Annotated in this window: 12 protein-coding genes and 1 pseudogene; 9 read left to right on the top strand and 4 right to left on the bottom strand. The window is 69.8% G+C overall.

Annotated elements, in window-relative coordinates; translation table 11 throughout:
- The first annotated feature begins 80 nt into the window (after nucleotides 1-80).
- Nucleotides 81-770, top strand: coding sequence for an HAD-IA family hydrolase (locus ACWGDX_RS06530; protein WP_453622848.1), 690 nt, complete (start codon nucleotides 81-83; stop codon nucleotides 768-770).
- A 69-nt stretch (nucleotides 771-839) separates the two neighbouring features.
- On the opposite strand, the gene ACWGDX_RS06535 is transcribed toward ACWGDX_RS06530, so the two are convergent.
- Nucleotides 840-1,577, bottom strand: coding sequence for an ABC transporter permease (locus tag ACWGDX_RS06535; protein ID WP_453622850.1), 738 nt, complete (start codon nucleotides 1,575-1,577; stop codon nucleotides 840-842).
- Nucleotides 1,578-2,151: 574 nt separating this feature from the next.
- On the opposite strand from ACWGDX_RS06535, the gene ACWGDX_RS06540 reads away from it, so the two are divergent.
- From ACWGDX_RS06540 to hemC, 3 genes are all read left to right on the top strand, one after another.
- Nucleotides 2,152-2,805, top strand: a complete 654-nt coding sequence (locus tag ACWGDX_RS06540) for an HNH endonuclease family protein (protein ID WP_363079502.1) — start codon at nucleotides 2,152-2,154, stop codon at nucleotides 2,803-2,805.
- Between the two features lie 162 nt (nucleotides 2,806-2,967).
- The gene (locus ACWGDX_RS06545) at nucleotides 2,968-4,761 is read left to right on the top strand and encodes an alkaline phosphatase D family protein (protein WP_453622852.1); all 1,794 of its coding nucleotides are present in this window, start codon (nucleotides 2,968-2,970) and stop codon (nucleotides 4,759-4,761) included.
- A 132-nt stretch (nucleotides 4,762-4,893) separates the two neighbouring features.
- Complete coding sequence (gene hemC, locus ACWGDX_RS06550; RefSeq protein WP_453622854.1) at nucleotides 4,894-5,883, top strand: hydroxymethylbilane synthase; 990 nt, start codon at nucleotides 4,894-4,896, stop codon at nucleotides 5,881-5,883.
- Nucleotides 5,884-5,927: 44 nt separating this feature from the next.
- Here the strand turns inward: hemC and ACWGDX_RS06555 are convergent, their stop codons facing one another.
- Nucleotides 5,928-6,950, bottom strand: coding sequence for a hypothetical protein (locus ACWGDX_RS06555; protein ID WP_453622856.1), 1,023 nt, complete (start codon nucleotides 6,948-6,950; stop codon nucleotides 5,928-5,930).
- Between the two features lie 149 nt (nucleotides 6,951-7,099).
- On the opposite strand from ACWGDX_RS06555, the gene ACWGDX_RS06560 reads away from it, so the two are divergent.
- From ACWGDX_RS06560 to ACWGDX_RS06575, 4 genes are all read left to right on the top strand, one after another.
- Nucleotides 7,100-8,461 carry a tetratricopeptide repeat protein gene (locus tag ACWGDX_RS06560; RefSeq protein WP_453622858.1) on the top strand — a complete coding sequence of 454 codons (1,362 nt, stop codon included), beginning with the start codon at nucleotides 7,100-7,102 and terminating at the stop codon, nucleotides 8,459-8,461.
- Nucleotides 8,462-8,715: 254 nt separating this feature from the next.
- A complete protein-coding gene (locus ACWGDX_RS06565) occupies nucleotides 8,716-10,785 on the top strand; it encodes an FAD/NAD(P)-binding protein (protein ID WP_453622860.1) in 2,070 nt (689 codons plus the stop codon).
- Nucleotides 10,786-10,851: 66 nt separating this feature from the next.
- Complete coding sequence (locus ACWGDX_RS06570; protein WP_453622862.1) at nucleotides 10,852-11,307, top strand: DoxX family protein; 456 nt, start codon at nucleotides 10,852-10,854, stop codon at nucleotides 11,305-11,307.
- Between the two features lie 335 nt (nucleotides 11,308-11,642).
- A complete protein-coding gene (locus tag ACWGDX_RS06575) occupies nucleotides 11,643-12,299 on the top strand; it encodes a DedA family protein (protein ID WP_453622864.1) in 657 nt (218 codons plus the stop codon).
- 223 nt (nucleotides 12,300-12,522) lie between these two features.
- Here the strand turns inward: ACWGDX_RS06575 and ACWGDX_RS06580 are convergent.
- Nucleotides 12,523-12,741: pseudogene (locus ACWGDX_RS06580) on the bottom strand (DUF2277 domain-containing protein); the annotation flags it as partial.
- A gap of 114 nt (nucleotides 12,742-12,855) precedes the next feature.
- Nucleotides 12,856-13,872 (bottom strand): LacI family DNA-binding transcriptional regulator, encoded by a 1,017-nt coding sequence (locus ACWGDX_RS06585; protein WP_365904624.1) that lies wholly within the window; start codon nucleotides 13,870-13,872, stop codon nucleotides 12,856-12,858.
- A gap of 159 nt (nucleotides 13,873-14,031) precedes the next feature.
- On the opposite strand from ACWGDX_RS06585, the gene ACWGDX_RS06590 reads away from it, so the two are divergent.
- The gene (locus ACWGDX_RS06590) at nucleotides 14,032-15,375 is read left to right on the top strand and encodes an ABC transporter substrate-binding protein (protein ID WP_453622866.1); all 1,344 of its coding nucleotides are present in this window, start codon (nucleotides 14,032-14,034) and stop codon (nucleotides 15,373-15,375) included.
- The last annotated feature ends 13 nt before the right edge of the window (nucleotides 15,376-15,388 follow it).

Raw genomic sequence — 15,388 nt, forward strand, 5'->3', positions numbered from 1 at the left:
CGTATACCCTGACCGGCGGGCGGAGCCGCTTCTGTCCGCCCGGCCCCGCAACCCCCGCTCCCGCGCTCTGGAGTCCGCCGATGACGGCCACCGCTGCCACCACGACATCCACGTCCACGTCCGTCCTGACCACCCGTGCCCTCCTGCTCGACATGGACGGCACCCTCGTCAACTCCGACGCCGCCGTGGAACGCTGCTGGCGGCGCTGGGCGGTCGCGCAGGAGCTGGACCCGGAAGAGGTGCTCAAGGTCGTCCACGGCCGCCAGGGGTACGCCACGATGGCGGTGCTGCTCCCGGACCGGCCCATGGAGCTGAACCTCGCCGACAACCGCAGGATGCTGGCCGAGGAGACGGCGGACACGGAGGGCGTCGTCCCGATCCCCGGCGCCCCCGCCTTCATGGCGGCCATCGCGGCGCTGCCGCACGCCCTGGTCACCTCGGCGGACACGGCCCTGGCCGAGGCACGGATGACGGCGGCGGCCCTTCCCATGCCGGGGACCCGGGTCACGGCCGAGAGCGTCGAGGCGAGCAAGCCGCACCCGGAGGGCTTCCTGCTGGGCGCGGCCCGGCTGGGCTTCGCGCCGGAGGACTGCGTGGCGCTGGAGGACTCGGAGGCGGGCATCACGGCGGCCCGGGAGGCGGGCATGCGGGTGGTGGGCGTGGGACCCCGGGCCGCGGCGATGTCCCCGGACATCCATGTCCAGGACCTGACCGGACTGCGCGTGGAGGCACTGCCGACGGGCGAGATCCGGCTGCACGCGACGGCGTAGGGCGAGGGCGCGGCGCGGCGGAAGGCACGGGCCCGGGTCCCGCGGGCAGGTGAGGGCCGACCGCCCGGGTCAGACGTCCCGGTGGAGCCGGCCGCGCGCGACCAGTTCGAGCACCGTACTCACCGCCACGGCCTGCACCGCCAGCAGCGCCACCAGTACGAAGAGCTGCACCGCCCCCGCCTGCACCGGCGACGCGCCGCCCAGCAGCATCCCCACGAACGCGCCCGGCAGCGTGACCAGCCCCACCGTTCTCGTCTGATCGAGCCCCGGCAGCAGCGCGTCCGACGCCACGGCCCTGGCCACCTCCATCCGGGCGTCCCGGTCGGGCAGCCCGAGCGCGAGTCCCGCCTCGACCTCGCCCCGCCGCGCGTGCAGTTCGTCGAGCGCCCGCCGGCCGCCCAGCACCGTCGCGGTGAGCGCGCCACCGATGAGGATTCCGACGACGGGGACCACCGCGATGCCCCGGTGCGGTACGACTCCGGTGAGCAGCAGCAGGGCCATGACGGGCGCCACCGCCACCCCGATCGGCACGGCGGCCCACCACCAGGTCCGGTTCTGGGTGACCCGCCGGCCCGCGGTCCGTACGGCGACGGCGTACATCAGCACCACGAAGCCGAGCAGCGGCGCGACGGCTCCGACCACCCACCCGATCAGCAGTGAGACCGCGCCGAGTTGAGCGGCGGCCCGCACCCCGGCGAAGGCGATCTCACGGGCCCGCCCGAGCCGGGCCAGCGCGGCCACGGCCACGGCGACGACCAGCAGCAGCCCGAGGACGACCCAGAACGTGACATCGACCCGCAGCAGCACGCCCCCACCCTAGGGCCTCTCGTCTGGATCTTGCCGGGCTCGCGTGCCCTGGCAGACCCGGACGAAAGACCCTGGGCCCTCTTTCGAAAGCGGCGCCGTCCAGCCAGGGGGGCGGGCCGGCGCCCGCGACGGAGCGACCGGCCGGCCGACGGGTTACGGGCGGGCCGTCGGCCGGTCGGGGCGGACCCGTCGGCGGCAAGGGCGGGGCCCATGAGCCGAGCTCCGGACAGTCCCTGCCGGCTCCGGGACGCCACAGACAGACCCCGTCAACTCCGGACAGACCCCCGTCGGCCCCGCGCGGCGGGCCGCGCCCCCGCGCCCCCGCGCGCCTCGCCACCCCGACCGCGCCAACTTTGCCCCGATTGAGCCCAGTTGCCCACCCGCCAGGAACTACCCGGCGCCCTTACCCTCTTGATGTGACGTGCTCATGTCGCCACCCTGTTACCTGGCGCCCACCCCACGGAAACCAGCCACAGCCACGATGGCGGCCGGACCGACGGTCCAGCGAGGCCCGGTCCGAACGTCCCACCCCCGCACGGTCCGGTCAGATTCCCCCCACCCCAAGGGAGTTCGCATGTCAGGTATCTACGCGCGTCGAATGCCCCGTATCGCCGTTCTCGCCGCCTCCGCGGCCCTCGCCACCGCCACGACCCTGCTCACCGCCCCCTCGGCGCAGGCGGCCATGCCCACTCCGGTCAGCGCGGCCACCGCCCGCTCGTACCTCGGCCAGCTCACCGTGCGGGCGGAGGGCTCCACCAGCGGTTACAGCCGTGACCTGTTCCCGCACTGGATCACCCAGTCCGGCTCCTGCGACACCCGTGAGACCGTGCTCAAGCGCGACGGCACGAGCGTCGTGCAGAACTCCAGCTGCGCGGCCACCAGCGGAAGTTGGTACTCCCAGTACGACGGCGCCACCTGGAGCGCCGCGTCCGACGTGGACATCGACCACATGGTGCCGCTCGCCGAGGCCTGGACGTCGGGCGCGAGCGGCTGGTCCACCTCGCAGCGCCAGTCCTTCGCGAACGATCTGACCCGTCCGCAGCTCATCGCCGTGACCGACAACGTGAACCAGTCGAAGAGCGACCGCGACCCGGCCGAGTGGCTCCCGCCGCGCACCGCGTACCGCTGCACGTACGTCCGCGCCTGGGTCCAGGTGAAGTACTACTACAACCTCACCGTCGACTCCGCCGAGAAGAGCGCGCTCCAGAGCGTCCTGAACGGCTGCTGACACCGGGCCACCACCAACCGGTCACGGCGTCCCGCCCGCCACCACCCGGTCACGGCGTCCCGGCCCCGGCCCGCTCCCGCGGGACCCCCCACACCCGCCGGGACCGCCTCCCCGCCTTCCTCCGTCGTTCCGTACCCTACGGTGCGACGGAGGAGGGCAACCATGACCGGACTGCGCCTGGGGCCACTGCTGCGGTACGTCGACTTCGGCGGCGGCGGCACGGCGAGCGTATGGGTCGAGGCCGACCGGCCCGCCGCGGCGGAGGTCCGGTGCGCGGACGGCGCGTACGGCATGTCGCGCACGTTCCATGTCGCCGGGCACCACTACGCGGTCGTTCCGGTGACCGGTCTGACACCCGGCACCACCACCGCGTACGACGTACTGCTCGACGGCCGCCGGGTCTGGCCCCCGGAGGACTCCGCCCTCCCGCCGAGCACGATCCGCAGCCCCGCGGTCCCCGGCGACTCCCCCGGCACCGGTGGCGCCGGGACCACAGGTGACGGGACCACAGGTGACGGGACCGCGCTGCATGTCTCGTTCGGATCCTGCCGGTGGGCCGCGCCCGCGCACGGTGAGCCCGACCCGGTCGGCCCCGACGCGCTCGACACCCTCGCCAAGCGGCTGGCGGGCGACCCCGACGCCGTACGGCCCGACGTACTGCTGCTCCTCGGCGACCAGGTGTACGCGGACGAGACGTCGGAACCGACCCGGGCCCGGCTGGCGCGGCGGCGCGATCCGGCGGAGCCGCCGGGCGACCAGGTCGCGGACTACGAGGAGTACACCTATCTGTACGACGAGTCCTGGGGCGACCCGGACGTGCGGTGGCTGCTCTCCACCGTGCCGAGCTGCATGATCTTCGACGACCACGATCTCATCGACGACTGGAACACCAGCGCCGCCTGGCTGGCCGACATACGGACACAGCCCTGGTGGCAGGAGCGGGTGCTCAGCGGGCTGATGTCGTACTGGGTCTATCAGCACCTCGGCAATCTCACCCCCGAGGAGCTGGCGGCGGACGAACTGTACGCGGCCGTACGGGCGGAACCCGACGGGACGGACCTGCTCAGGAAGTTCGCCACGGAGGCCGACCGCGATCCGGCCTGTGTGCGCTGGAGTTACCGGCGCGACTTCGGCCGTACCCGGCTGCTGATGGTCGACTCCCGTGGCGCCCGGGTGCTGGAGGAGTCGAAACGCTCGATGCTCGACGAGAGCGAGGAGCGGTGGCTGCGCGAGCAGGTGATGGCGGGCCGCGACACCCCAGGGCAGCAGGCGGACCAGCCGGGCGAACGGCCCCCGCGGCAGCCCGCGGACCGGCCGGACGAACGGCCCTCCGGCCGGGGCCCGTACGACCATCTCCTGATCGGCACCTCCCTCCCCTGGCTGCTCCCGCCCTTCATCCACGACGTGGAGTCCTGGGACTCCGCGCTCTGCCGGGGCGAACGCGGCCCGCGCTGGGCCCGGTTCGGGGAGAAGCTGCGGCGCGCGGCCGATCTGGAGCACTGGGCCGCCTTCCCCGACTCGTTCGACGCACTGGCCGCGCTGATCGCGGAGGCCGGCAGCGGGCCGGACGCCCCGGCGACGGTGTCCGTGCTCTCGGGCGATGTGCACCACGCGTATATCGCCGAGCCCACCTGGCCGGCCGGCGACGCCCCGGACGCACGGGTCCTCCAGCTCACCTGCTCCCCGGTGCACAACTCCGTACCCGGCTGGATAAAACTCGGCTTCCGCCTGGGCTGGAGCCGAGGCGCCCGCCGCCTCGGCCACGCCCTGATCCGGCACGGCCGGATCCGCCTCCCGGAAGTCGACTGGCGCAGAACGGGCGGCCCCTGGTTCGGCAACCAGCTCATGACCCTCACCCTCCAGGGCCGCTCCGCCGATCTACGCCTGGACCAGGCCCACGCCCGCTCCGGCGAAGCCGAGCTGGTGACCGTGGAGAAACGATCCCTGACAGGCTGACCCCTGGCGGGCAGGACCCGCCGTGAGAGTAATGGCGATCATGCCTATGCCGACCCCATGTCTGTATATGCACGCTGTGCCGGACCGTAATCTGGTGACAACCCGTCAGGCTTGGAGAGTTGGTCGGTCACCGTGGTTCAGTACCTCGTCGGTTCGCGCGCGAGCAATCTCGCCAAGGCTCAGGTGCGCGAATATCTGCGTCCCCTGCGTGAACGATTTCCGGACGCCGTTTTCACGCACCGCGTGATCCTGGAAGGGGGCGACAAGGACCGTAAGTCGCTCCTGTCTCGCGTGTCCGCTGTCAGCGGTGGGTCGGCTTTCAGCACCGAGCAGGAAGCAGCATTGGCACGGGGTGATGTGGACGTGATTGTCCATTCACTCAAAGACCTTCCCACGGCGAACCCTCCGGGCCTTGTACTGCTGGCCCCGCCGGGACGTGAGGACGTGCGCGACGCGCTGTGCGGCTCGACCCTCACCGGCCTGCGGAAGGGGGCGAGAGTCGGGACCGGTGCCCCCCGGCGCATTGCACAGCTCCTCGCGGTCCGCCCCGACCTCGACATTGTCCCGATCCGGGGAAATGTGCCGCCTCGCCTCAAGAAGATCGAGACGGAAGGTCTTGACGCGGTGGTCCTCGCGGTAGCAGGGCTTCGCCGACTCGGTCTGGACGATGCGATCGGGGAAGTGCTGCCGCTCGACCTTTTCCCGCCGAGTCCTGGTCAGGGAGCACTGGGTATTCAGGTCCGCGAAGACAACGCGTCCATCCGCGAAGTTCTGTCCACGGTCGGAGACATGACCGTCGATGCCCAGGTACGGGCGGAACGCGCGCTACTGGCCGACCTGCACGGGGGATGCAGTGTGCCGGTGGGCGCGTACGCAGAGACTCTGCCGGACGGAAATCTCAGACTCTCCGGCCAGGTAACGTCACTGGATGGCACCCAGCAGATTTCCAGGGCGCTGACCGGACCGCCCACCAAGCCGGAAGAACTCGGCGCGGCCCTGGCCACAGAACTCATCGACCAGGGCGCGCATTCGATCCTTGACGCGGTGCGGGGTGTTCTCGCGGCTAGGGTCTTTCGTTTGGATCTGGCTGGATCAGGGAGCGCCCGCCGCAGGAGCGGCTGATGTCGTCGTTGGTGCCGTGGATCGCAAGATCCAAACGAAAGGCCCTAGGTGAGCTGTCGGGCGATATCGAGCGCGGCATAAGTGACGCTCGCGCTCGCCCCCGCTCGTTTCAACATGGTGAACAGCTCGATCAACAGGCGTACGTCCCGCAGCCCGGTCGCGGAGTCCGCTCGGGTCAGCGCGGTGTATTCGCCCGACACGGAGAAGGGAAAGAGTGGAACGCGGGTGCTCGTGCGGAGCGTGGCGAGCACATCGACCGTGAACTGTGCGGGCTCCAGCAGAATCATGTCGGCCCCGGCGGCTTCCATCCGTAATGCCGTGTCGACGAACTGGTCGGCCTTCCCGGGGTTGATCTGAAACTCCCGGTTGAGTCCCGCTTTCGGGGTCGCACCCATCGTGAGCCTGAATCCGTCGTACAGGCTGGACCAGAAGATCACATGTGGCATGACGGACACTCCCGCGTGTCCGGTCTCGTCCAGCAGACCGCGAACGGCGCCGACCGTGCCGAGCACCATGGACGCGGGCCCGACGATGTCCGCTCCTGCTTCCGCGTGTGCGAGTGCCTGCGCGGCTGTCGCCTTCACGGTGGAAGGAACATCCGGCTGTCCGTGCCGATCGGTGAGGTAGCACACCCCATCGGTGGTGTACGAGCACAGGCACGTTTCCGTCATGACCGCGAGGGACGGTTCCGCGTCCTTGCACGCGTGGATGGCACGGACCATGAGCGAATCGGGGGAGAGCGAGATTTCCCCGGTCGCGTCCCGCTCGGCGGACTCGGCGAACAGCTTCACGGACCGGATACCGAGGGCGACGCACTCGCGGACCACGGCGGGAATCTCGGCGACCGTGACCGTGGGCATGGGGCGGTCGGCCTGCTCCTCGGTGACAAGCAGCACCATGGACAGATCGGCCGGTGTGAGCGTCTGCGGCTCCAGCAGGCTTCGGACAGCCGGTCGGCTCCGGAGCGGGCTTGTCGTCCTGATGGTTGCGTGCCAGGAGTCGCCCGACTCAACTCGCGCGACCAACTCGTCGGTCCTGCTGCCCAGGTGAAACCCTCGGTCCGCCATCGGCTGCCCTTTCCCTGTACGGCTCTCACTGTTGGTGTTGCTCGCACTAGGCAACCGCGTGGTTACACAGAGCGGTACCGTTGGAAAGCGCACGAGAGTTAAGAGCGTTAAGCGATTGGCGCCTCCGTGCATGGGGAGTTGAACGAACCGTGAGCACCAGCGAACCGAACAGCGGGTTGGAACGACTGTTCCGCGAGACCGGTTGGACTCTGCGGCAGTTCGCCCAGGCCGTGAACCGCATCGGGACCGTGCAGGGCACCCCGGTGCGGTACCGCCCCCCGTCCGTACATCAGTGGCTGAACGGCGGGATGCCGCGCGAGTCGGCCCGGCCATTGATCCTGGAAGCGCTCGCCCGGAGGCTGGGCCGCGCCGTGGCGCCGGCGGATGCCGGCTTCGCCACTCCGGAAGTGCCAAGCGCATCGGGCACTGTTGACGGGATCATCGATCTCGGAAGGCAGGACATGGACCCGTCTCGCCGCAGCGTCATAGGCTCTGCTCTCTTTTCCGTCGCGCTCACGGTGCCCAACTGGCCCGATGTCGTGGGTCGCATGGAGGCCGCACAAACCGGCGGCATTCAAAAAATCGGCATGGAAGACGTCCAGATGGTCATCGCCATGACCGAGCGCGTATCGGACCTGGACGACCAATTCGGAGGGCGTCACGCACGCCCCATGGCTGCCGCGTTCCTGGTCAACACGGTCGCCCCCTACCTTCGAGCAGACGGGGCCGAACCGGTCCGTAAAGCCATGATGTCCGCCGCATCGGACTTCTGCTATCTGACCGGGTACATGGCAGTGGATGAAGGAGTTCACGGCCTTGCCCAGCGCTACTACCTCAAGGCACTTGAGTTGGCGGGCGCTTCCGAGGATCATTTGACATACTGCACAACACTTCGCGGGATGAGCTTTCAGGCCGTCGACCTCGGGCATGGGCGAGAAGCGATGCGCCTCGCGGATGCCGCAGCGGCGGCATCGCCCAAAGCGGGGCCGCGAATGAGAGCCTTCCTCGCGGGGCAACAGGCTCACGCCAGCGCACAGGTCGGCGACAACTCCCGCGCGCTCATGTATCTGCGTGAAGCCGAAGTGAACATCGAAAAGGCGGAGTCCCGATCGCCTGCATTCGGATCCTACAACCCGTCAACTCTCGCGTATCACGTTGCTCAAGTGCGCTACGAGCTCGGTGACATACCCGGAAGCGTAGATTACCTGCACACACATTTCCGCTTGCGCGATTCTACCGACAGCCGACGATCCGCCATTCGCTTCAGCTCCATGCTGGCCGAACGGCAATTGCGAATGGGACACCTTGAAGCCGCATGCGGAACATGGGCAAAGGTTCTGGACGAGTATCCCACTATTCACTCGGGCCGAGTGGACCAGCAGGTTTCCAGAATCATCCCGCTTCTGGAGCCATATCGATCCAACTCGGCAGCGCGGGAAATCTACGAGCGATCCCGTCAGTCGCACGGCAAGACGGGCGGCCCCCGGTTCGGCACCGGCCCATGCCCCTGACCCGCAGGGCCGTTCCGCCGGTCCGTGGCTCGGCCGGGCCCACGCCCGCTCCGGCGAAGCCGAGTTGGTGACCGTGGAGAAGCGGGCCCTGACGCCCTGACATCTCCGGGCCGTCCGACCGCCCCGTCGGCGCGTCCGTGATCATTCACACAAGGCGTGATCCTTGGCCCAAGGGTTCGGCTGCCGGTGCGGCAACGGCATGATGATGCGGACCATCCGCTTCCCGTACCCCACATGCCCCGGGAGTCACAGTTTTGTCCGATGCACGGCCGCCCCAGCCCCGCTCACTCGCCGTCGTCGGCGCCGGTCCCCGCGGCACCTCGGTCCTCGAAAGACTCTGTGCGTCCGTGCCCGAACTGGCTCCGGACGTCACCCTGACCGTCCATCTCATCGATCCCGCGCCACCCGGCGCGGGTCTTGTCTGGCGTACCGACCAGTCGGCCGAACTGCTGATGAACACCGTGGCCTCGCAGGTGACCGTGTTCACCGACGACAGTGTCGAGTGCGAGGGCCCGATACGGCCGGGCCCGAGTCTGTACAAGTGGGCCGCGGGCCGCCCCGACGAGCGGCTCGGCCCCGACGACTACCCGAGCCGCGCCGCCTACGGCCGCTATCTGGAGTGGGCGTTCCGTACGACGGTGGAGAACGCGCCGGAGAATGTGACGGTCGAGGTGCACCGGGCCCGTGCGATCCGGCTGGACGACGGAGCCGACAGCGCCGACAGCGCCGAGGATGGCGCGATCACATCCCCCGTGGCGCCCGGCTCATCCCGTACACCTGGTTCGTCCGCCCCCCGACGGCCCGCCCAGACCCTCACTCTGGACAATGGCACAACGCTTTCCGGCCTCTCGGCGGTCGTTCTCGCACAGGGCCATCTACCGGTGGTTTCCGGCCAGACCGAGGCGACCCTCGCGCAGTACGCCGCGCGCCACCGGCTCCGCTATCTGCCGCCCGCCAACCCCGCGGATGTCGATCTCTCGGGGGTCGCTCCGGGCGAACCGGTTCTGCTGCGCGGCCTCGGCCTCAATTTCTTCGACCACATGGCGCTGCTGACGGCCGGCCGCGGGGGCATTTTCGCCCGGGGGGCCGACGGCGTTCTCGTATACCACCCGTCCGGGCGCGAACCGCAGTTGTACGCGGGCTCGCGGCGCGGAGTCCCGTACCAGGCGCGCGGTGACAACGCGAAGGGGCCGTCCGGACGGCATCTGCCGCTCGTGCTGACGCCGGATGTGATCGCGGTCTTCCGCAAACGCGCCGACGAGGGCGATCCGCCGGACTTCCGCGCCGAGATATGGCCGCTGGTCGCCAAGGAGGTGGAGGCGGTCTTCTACGCCACCACCCTCTTCGGAGCCCCGCCCGCGTCCAGGACCTCCGCCCGGCCCCCGTCAACGTCAACGTCAACGCCGCGCAGCCGTCCGCCGCTCACCCGCGAGGACTTCCTCGACCGCTTCCTCGCGACGCCCCACGGCAGCCCGCAGGAGTCCGCCGTCGTGGACACGGCCGGGATCGCCCCGGCCGACCGCTGGTCCTGGGACCGGATCTCGCGCCCGTACGACGGGGAGACCTTCCGCGATCCGGCGGATCACCGCGCCTGGCTGCTGGCCCATCTGCGGCGGGACGCGGCCGAGGCGGCGCTCGGCAATCTCACCGGCCCGGCCAAGGCGGCCCTGGACGTGCTGCGCGACCTGCGCAACGAGATCCGTCAGATCGTCGACCACACCGGGCTCACCGGCAGCTCCCGGCGCGACCATCTCGACCGCTGGTACACGCCGTTGAACGCGTTCCTCTCCATCGGTCCGCCGCGCCGCCGTATCGAGGAGATGGCGGCGCTGGTCGAGGCCGGGGTGCTCGATGTGATCGGGCCCCGGACGACCGTCGGAACCGTGGACGGCGCGTTCGTCGCCGAGTCGCCCGAGGTGCCGGGATCGGCCGTCCTGGCCACGACGCTCGTGGAGGCCCGGCTGCCGGAACCGGACCTCCGGCGCAGCTGCGACCCCCTGCTCTCACGGCTTCTGAAGACGGGCCAGTGCCGACCGCACCGCGTCGGTGGTTACGAAACCGGCGGCCTGGATGTAACACGCCGTCCGTACCACCTCATAGACCGCCAGGGGGAATTCCACCCCAGGAGGTTCGCCCTCGGAGTGCCCACGGAAGGGGTGCACTGGGTGACCGCCGCGGGAGCGCGGCCGGGCGTCGACTCGGTGATGCTCTCGGACACCGACGCGGTGGCACGTGCCACCTTGCGCACACCGCCGACCGGGGGCGCGGAGGGCGCGGCGCGAAATGATCCACGGCGGAATGTTGAACTTGCAAGCATTGATTAGGTCTGCCTAACGTGAGGGGAGCTTCTCATCGGTCCAGACCAATCGATCGAAGGAGTACGACCCCCCATGTACACACGCCTGAACCATGCTCAGCCCTATGCCATCGGGCTGTTCCGTATAGTCGTCGGGCTTCTCTTCGCCTGTCACGGAGCCGCCTCGCTCTTCGGCCTCTTCGGCAAGGAGACCATCGAGGCGGGCGCCTGGCCCGGCTGGTTCGCCGCCGTCATCCAACTCGCCGGCGGAGTACTGGTGCTGCTGGGCCTCGGCACCCGGGTGGCGGCACTGGTGTCCTCGGGCTCCATGGCGTACGCGTACTTCAACGTGCACCAGCCCGAGGGGCTCTTCCCGATGCAGAACAACGGGGAGCCCGCCGCCATGTTCTGCTGGGCGTTCCTTCTGATCGTCTTCACCGGCCCAGGAGCGCTCTCGCTGGACCGGCTGTTCCCCTCCCGCGGCTCCCACGGCTCCCACGGCGACAGCGAGGGGGCCGGGAGAGAACGACGTACGGCGGTGGCCGCCTGATCCACAGGCTCCGCCGCACCCGCTCGACCCGGCCGGTCCGCCCGCTCTTCACCGACCTGGGCCGCCTGCCCGCTCTTCCTGCTCCGTCCGAACCGTCCGAACCGTCCGACCTGTTCGAACCGTTCGTCCCGTTCGGCCTGTTCGTCCCGTTCGACCGATGCGATGGCACCCCGAAGCCGGCGTCCGGACCCCTGACCAAGGTCCGGCCGTCGTCGTCGCACGCCCCGCGCGATCTCGCCGTACCGCACAGGCGTACGCTGTACGGCGGCAGCCGCCCCTGCCGCTTCCCTGCGACCGCGGCACTGTCACAGGACCGGGCGGGGAGAGTCGAGAAGGTGCTGGAGAGTCTGGGGTCGCTGACCGGCAGCCCGTGGATCTACGCGGTGGTGGGTGTCTCCGTACTGTTCGACGTGTTCCTGCCGGTGCTGCCCAGCGGTGTGCTCGTGATCACGGCCGCGACGGCCGCCGCCGCGGGCGCCGGTTCGACCGCCGTCGCCGACGCGGCCGACAAGGTGGCCCATGTACCGCGCGAGGTGCCCTCGCTGCTCCTCCTGATGGTGTGCGCGGCCGGCGCCTCCGTACTGGGCGATCTCTTCGCCTTCCGGCTGGCCAGACGCGGCGGCCGGCTCGGCCGGGCCATCGCGCGCTCACGCCGGCTGACCTCCGCGCAGGAGCGTCTTGGCGGCGCGCTCAGCCGTGGCGGCGGAATCCTCGTCGTCATCGCGCGGTTCGCCCCGGCGGGACGCTCGATCGTCTCCATCGGCGCGGGCGCGGCCCACCGCAAGGTGATGGAGTTCCTGCCCTGGTCGGCGCTGGCGGGCGTGGCGTGGACCGGTTACAGCACGGGCCTCGGCTACTTCGGCGGCCAGTGGCTGGGCGCCAGTTGGGTCGGCACGGCCGTGTCCGTCCTGGCGCTGTTCGCGGCGGGCTCACTGGCGGCGTTCGTCATCCGGCGCCCCGAGCCGGCCCCGGCCACGGCTCCGGCCAGCTGACCTCGAACCGGACGACGGTCCGGCCTGCGACGGTACGAGCCGTCCTCGGGCGTACGGACCGGTGTCAGTCATACGGTCCGGCCTCGGGCGTACGGTCCGGTCTCGGACGTACGGACCGGTCTCAGGCGGTACGAGCCGTCGCGGCCGGCACGGGTGTGTTCGCCCCGGGATTCGCACCCGCGCCTGCACCCGCGTCCGCACCCGCCCTCGCGCCTGCACCCGCCCTCGCGCCCGCGCCCCGTACCTCGATGTCCCCGAGCAGTCTCGCGGTCGCCTCGGCGATCTCCTCCACGGCCCGGTCGAAGACCTCGCGGTTGTGCGCCGCGGGCGCGCGGAAGCCGGACACCTTGCGTACGTACTGGAGGGCGGCGGCCCGGATGTCCTCCTCGGTGGCCTCTTCGGGGAGCACGGGCGGACGGAGGGTCTTGATACTGCGGCACATGCCCCCAGTGTGCCCCCTACGGCGACGCGCCCTCCACGGCAGGCGCCCCCTCCACGGCAGCCCCGCCCTCCACGGCGGACCCTCCATGGCTGCCACGGCGAAGCGCCCGCGGTCTCACTCCCCCAGCCGCGCCGTGCTGTCCCGTACCACCAGCTTGGTGCCGAACTCGATACGGGCGTCGGCCTGATCGGACTTCCGCAGCCGCAGCAGCATCCGTGAGGCCTCCTCGGCCATCGCCACGAGCGGCTGATGCACGGTGGTGAGCGCGGGGCTCGACCACTGGGCGAGCGGGATGTCGTCGTATCCGACCACCGACAGATCCGCCGGGACGCGCAGCCCCAGCACCCGGGCCGCCTCCAGCACCCCCAGCGCCTGGAGGTCGCTGCCCGCGAAGACCGCGGTCGGCCGGTCGGCGGTCCCGAGCAGGTCCATCGCGTGCGTACGTCCCGACTCGACATGGAAGTCGCCGAAGCGCACCAGGGCCGGATCGACATCGAGACCGGCCATGCTCATCGCCGAACGGAAGCCGTCCAGACGGGCGAGCGAGCACATCATGTCCTCGGGCCCGGTGATGACGGCGATCCTGCGATGGCCCAGCTCGGTGAGATGACGGGTGGCGGCGAGCCCGCCCGCCCAGTTGGCCGATCCCACGGAGGGCACATCGGGCTCCGGGTCACCGGCGGGGTCGATGATGACGAACGGGATGGCCCGGGACCAGAGCTTCTTCTTGAGGTCGTCCGGAAGCGTGGAGAAGACCAGGACCACCCCGAGCGGGCGCCGCCGCAGAACGCCCTCGACCCAGTCGGCGCCCGGCGAGTGGCGGGTGCCGGTCTCGGTGAGCACCACACTCACCCCGGTCTCCTTGGCGACGTTCTGGACACCCCTGATCAGCTCCATCGACCAGGTGCTGTCCAGCTCGTGGAAGACGATCTCGATGAGCGGCGCCTCGGGGGCGCCGGGCGCGGAGCGCCGGTAGCCGTGCTCCTCCAGCAGCTCCTCGACCTTCACCCGGGTCGGAGCCGCGACATCGGGACGCCCGTTGAGGACCTTCGAAACTGTCGAAAGCGAAACCCCGGCTTGCGAAGCCACCTGGGCCAGGGTGACCCGGCCTGCACTCCTGTCATCACGCATGGACCGAAGGATAAGGCACCGGCGGGTACCGACGTCCGGTAACGGTTTGGTCGCGCCGTGACCGCACTGTTGACCGCCTCGGGGCGGGGTCCTACGGTCACTCGGCAGAATAGTTTCGGCAATGTAGCCGATACTTTCGAGAGATCGAGAGGTCTATCGATGAAGACAAGCGCAGGGACGTCACGCGTGAGATTCTCGAAAGCGGTCGCCGGCGGTGCGGCGCTCGTCCTGAGCCTGAGCCTGGCCGCGTGCGGCGGCAGCGGCGGCTCGACCGACGGCGCCGGGGAGTTCCACGTCCTGGTGTACGGGGACGCCGCGAACAAGGTGGAGAAGCAGATCGTCGCGGAGTTCAACAAGACATCGAAGGTGAAGGCGGTCCTGGACACCGTCCCCGGGGCCGACTACCAGCAGAAGCTCCAGACCATCATCAGCACCCCGCAGGCCCCGGACGTCTTCTTCAACTGGGGCGGCGGCAGCATCCAGCCCTTCGTCAAGGCGGATCTCCTGCTGCCCGTCGACGATCTGATCGCCAAGAACCCGGGCACGGGCCCCGAGGGTCTGGACGGGCTCAGGACGAACTTCCTGCCGTCGGTGTACGACACCGCCAAGGTGGACGGCAAGGCGTACGGCATCCCCATGCGCGGCACCCAGCCCGTACTGCTCTTCCACAACCGCGAGGTGCTCGCGGACGCCGGTGTCGCACAGCCGCCGGAGACCTGGGACGAGCTGCTCGACGCGGTGAAGAAGCTGAAGGCCGCGGACGTCACACCGATCGCGCTCGGCGGCGGCGACCGGTGGCCCACGCTGATGTGGTTCGAGTATCTCTACGACCGTATCGCCGGTCCCGGACTGCTCCAGAAGGCCCTCTCCGGCGACAAGGCCGTCTGGGAGAGCGCCGACAGCAGGAAGGCGCTGAGCATGCTCAAGGAGCTGGTCGACACGGGCGCGTTCGGCACCAACTACGACTCGGTGAAGTTCACCGACGGCGGCTCGCCCGCGCTGCTGGCGAGCGGCAAGGCGGGCTTCGAGCTGATGGGTTCCTGGGAGTTCTCCACCCACCAGGACTCCAATCCCGACTTCGCGAAGAACGATCTGGGCTACAGCGCCTTCCCCTCCGTCGCGGGCGGCAAGGGTGACCCGGCCGCCGTCGTCGGCAACACCAACAACTTCTACTCGGTGCTGAAGCGGACCGAACACGCCGACGACATAGCCAAGTTCCTGAAGCTGATGTACTCCGACGACTTCGTCAAGGCGCAGCTGGCCATCGGCAATCTGCCCACCACCACGAACACCGCGAAGTTCCTGGACTCGGCGGAGAACTCGGAGTACCTGAAGTACCAGTTCGATCTGGTCGACAAGGCGCCCTCGTTCCAGCTCTCGTGGGACCAGGCATATCTCCAGACCAATGCCACGCCCCTGCTGCAAGCCGTCCAGCAGTTCTTCAACGGGCAGCTCGACGCCGACGGATTCATCAAGGCCATGCAGGCCCTGACCACCGTCTGACGTCCGAGATGAC

The organism is Streptomyces sp. NPDC055025 (genome assembly GCF_053608565.1).

Coding starts and splice junctions, on each gene's coding strand:
- ACWGDX_RS06540 (WP_363079502.1), top strand. CDS start 2,152: ATGTCAGGTATCTACGCGCGTCGAATGCCCCGTATCGCCGTTCTCGCC.
- ACWGDX_RS06585 (WP_365904624.1), bottom strand. CDS start 13,872: ATGCGTGATGACAGGAGTGCAGGCCGGGTCACCCTGGCCCAGGTGGCT.
- ACWGDX_RS06555 (WP_453622856.1), bottom strand. CDS start 6,950: ATGGCGGACCGAGGGTTTCACCTGGGCAGCAGGACCGACGAGTTGGTC.
- ACWGDX_RS06590 (WP_453622866.1), top strand. CDS start 14,032: ATGAAGACAAGCGCAGGGACGTCACGCGTGAGATTCTCGAAAGCGGTC.
- ACWGDX_RS06545 (WP_453622852.1), top strand. CDS start 2,968: ATGACCGGACTGCGCCTGGGGCCACTGCTGCGGTACGTCGACTTCGGC.
- ACWGDX_RS06530 (WP_453622848.1), top strand. CDS start 81: ATGACGGCCACCGCTGCCACCACGACATCCACGTCCACGTCCGTCCTG.
- ACWGDX_RS06570 (WP_453622862.1), top strand. CDS start 10,852: ATGTACACACGCCTGAACCATGCTCAGCCCTATGCCATCGGGCTGTTC.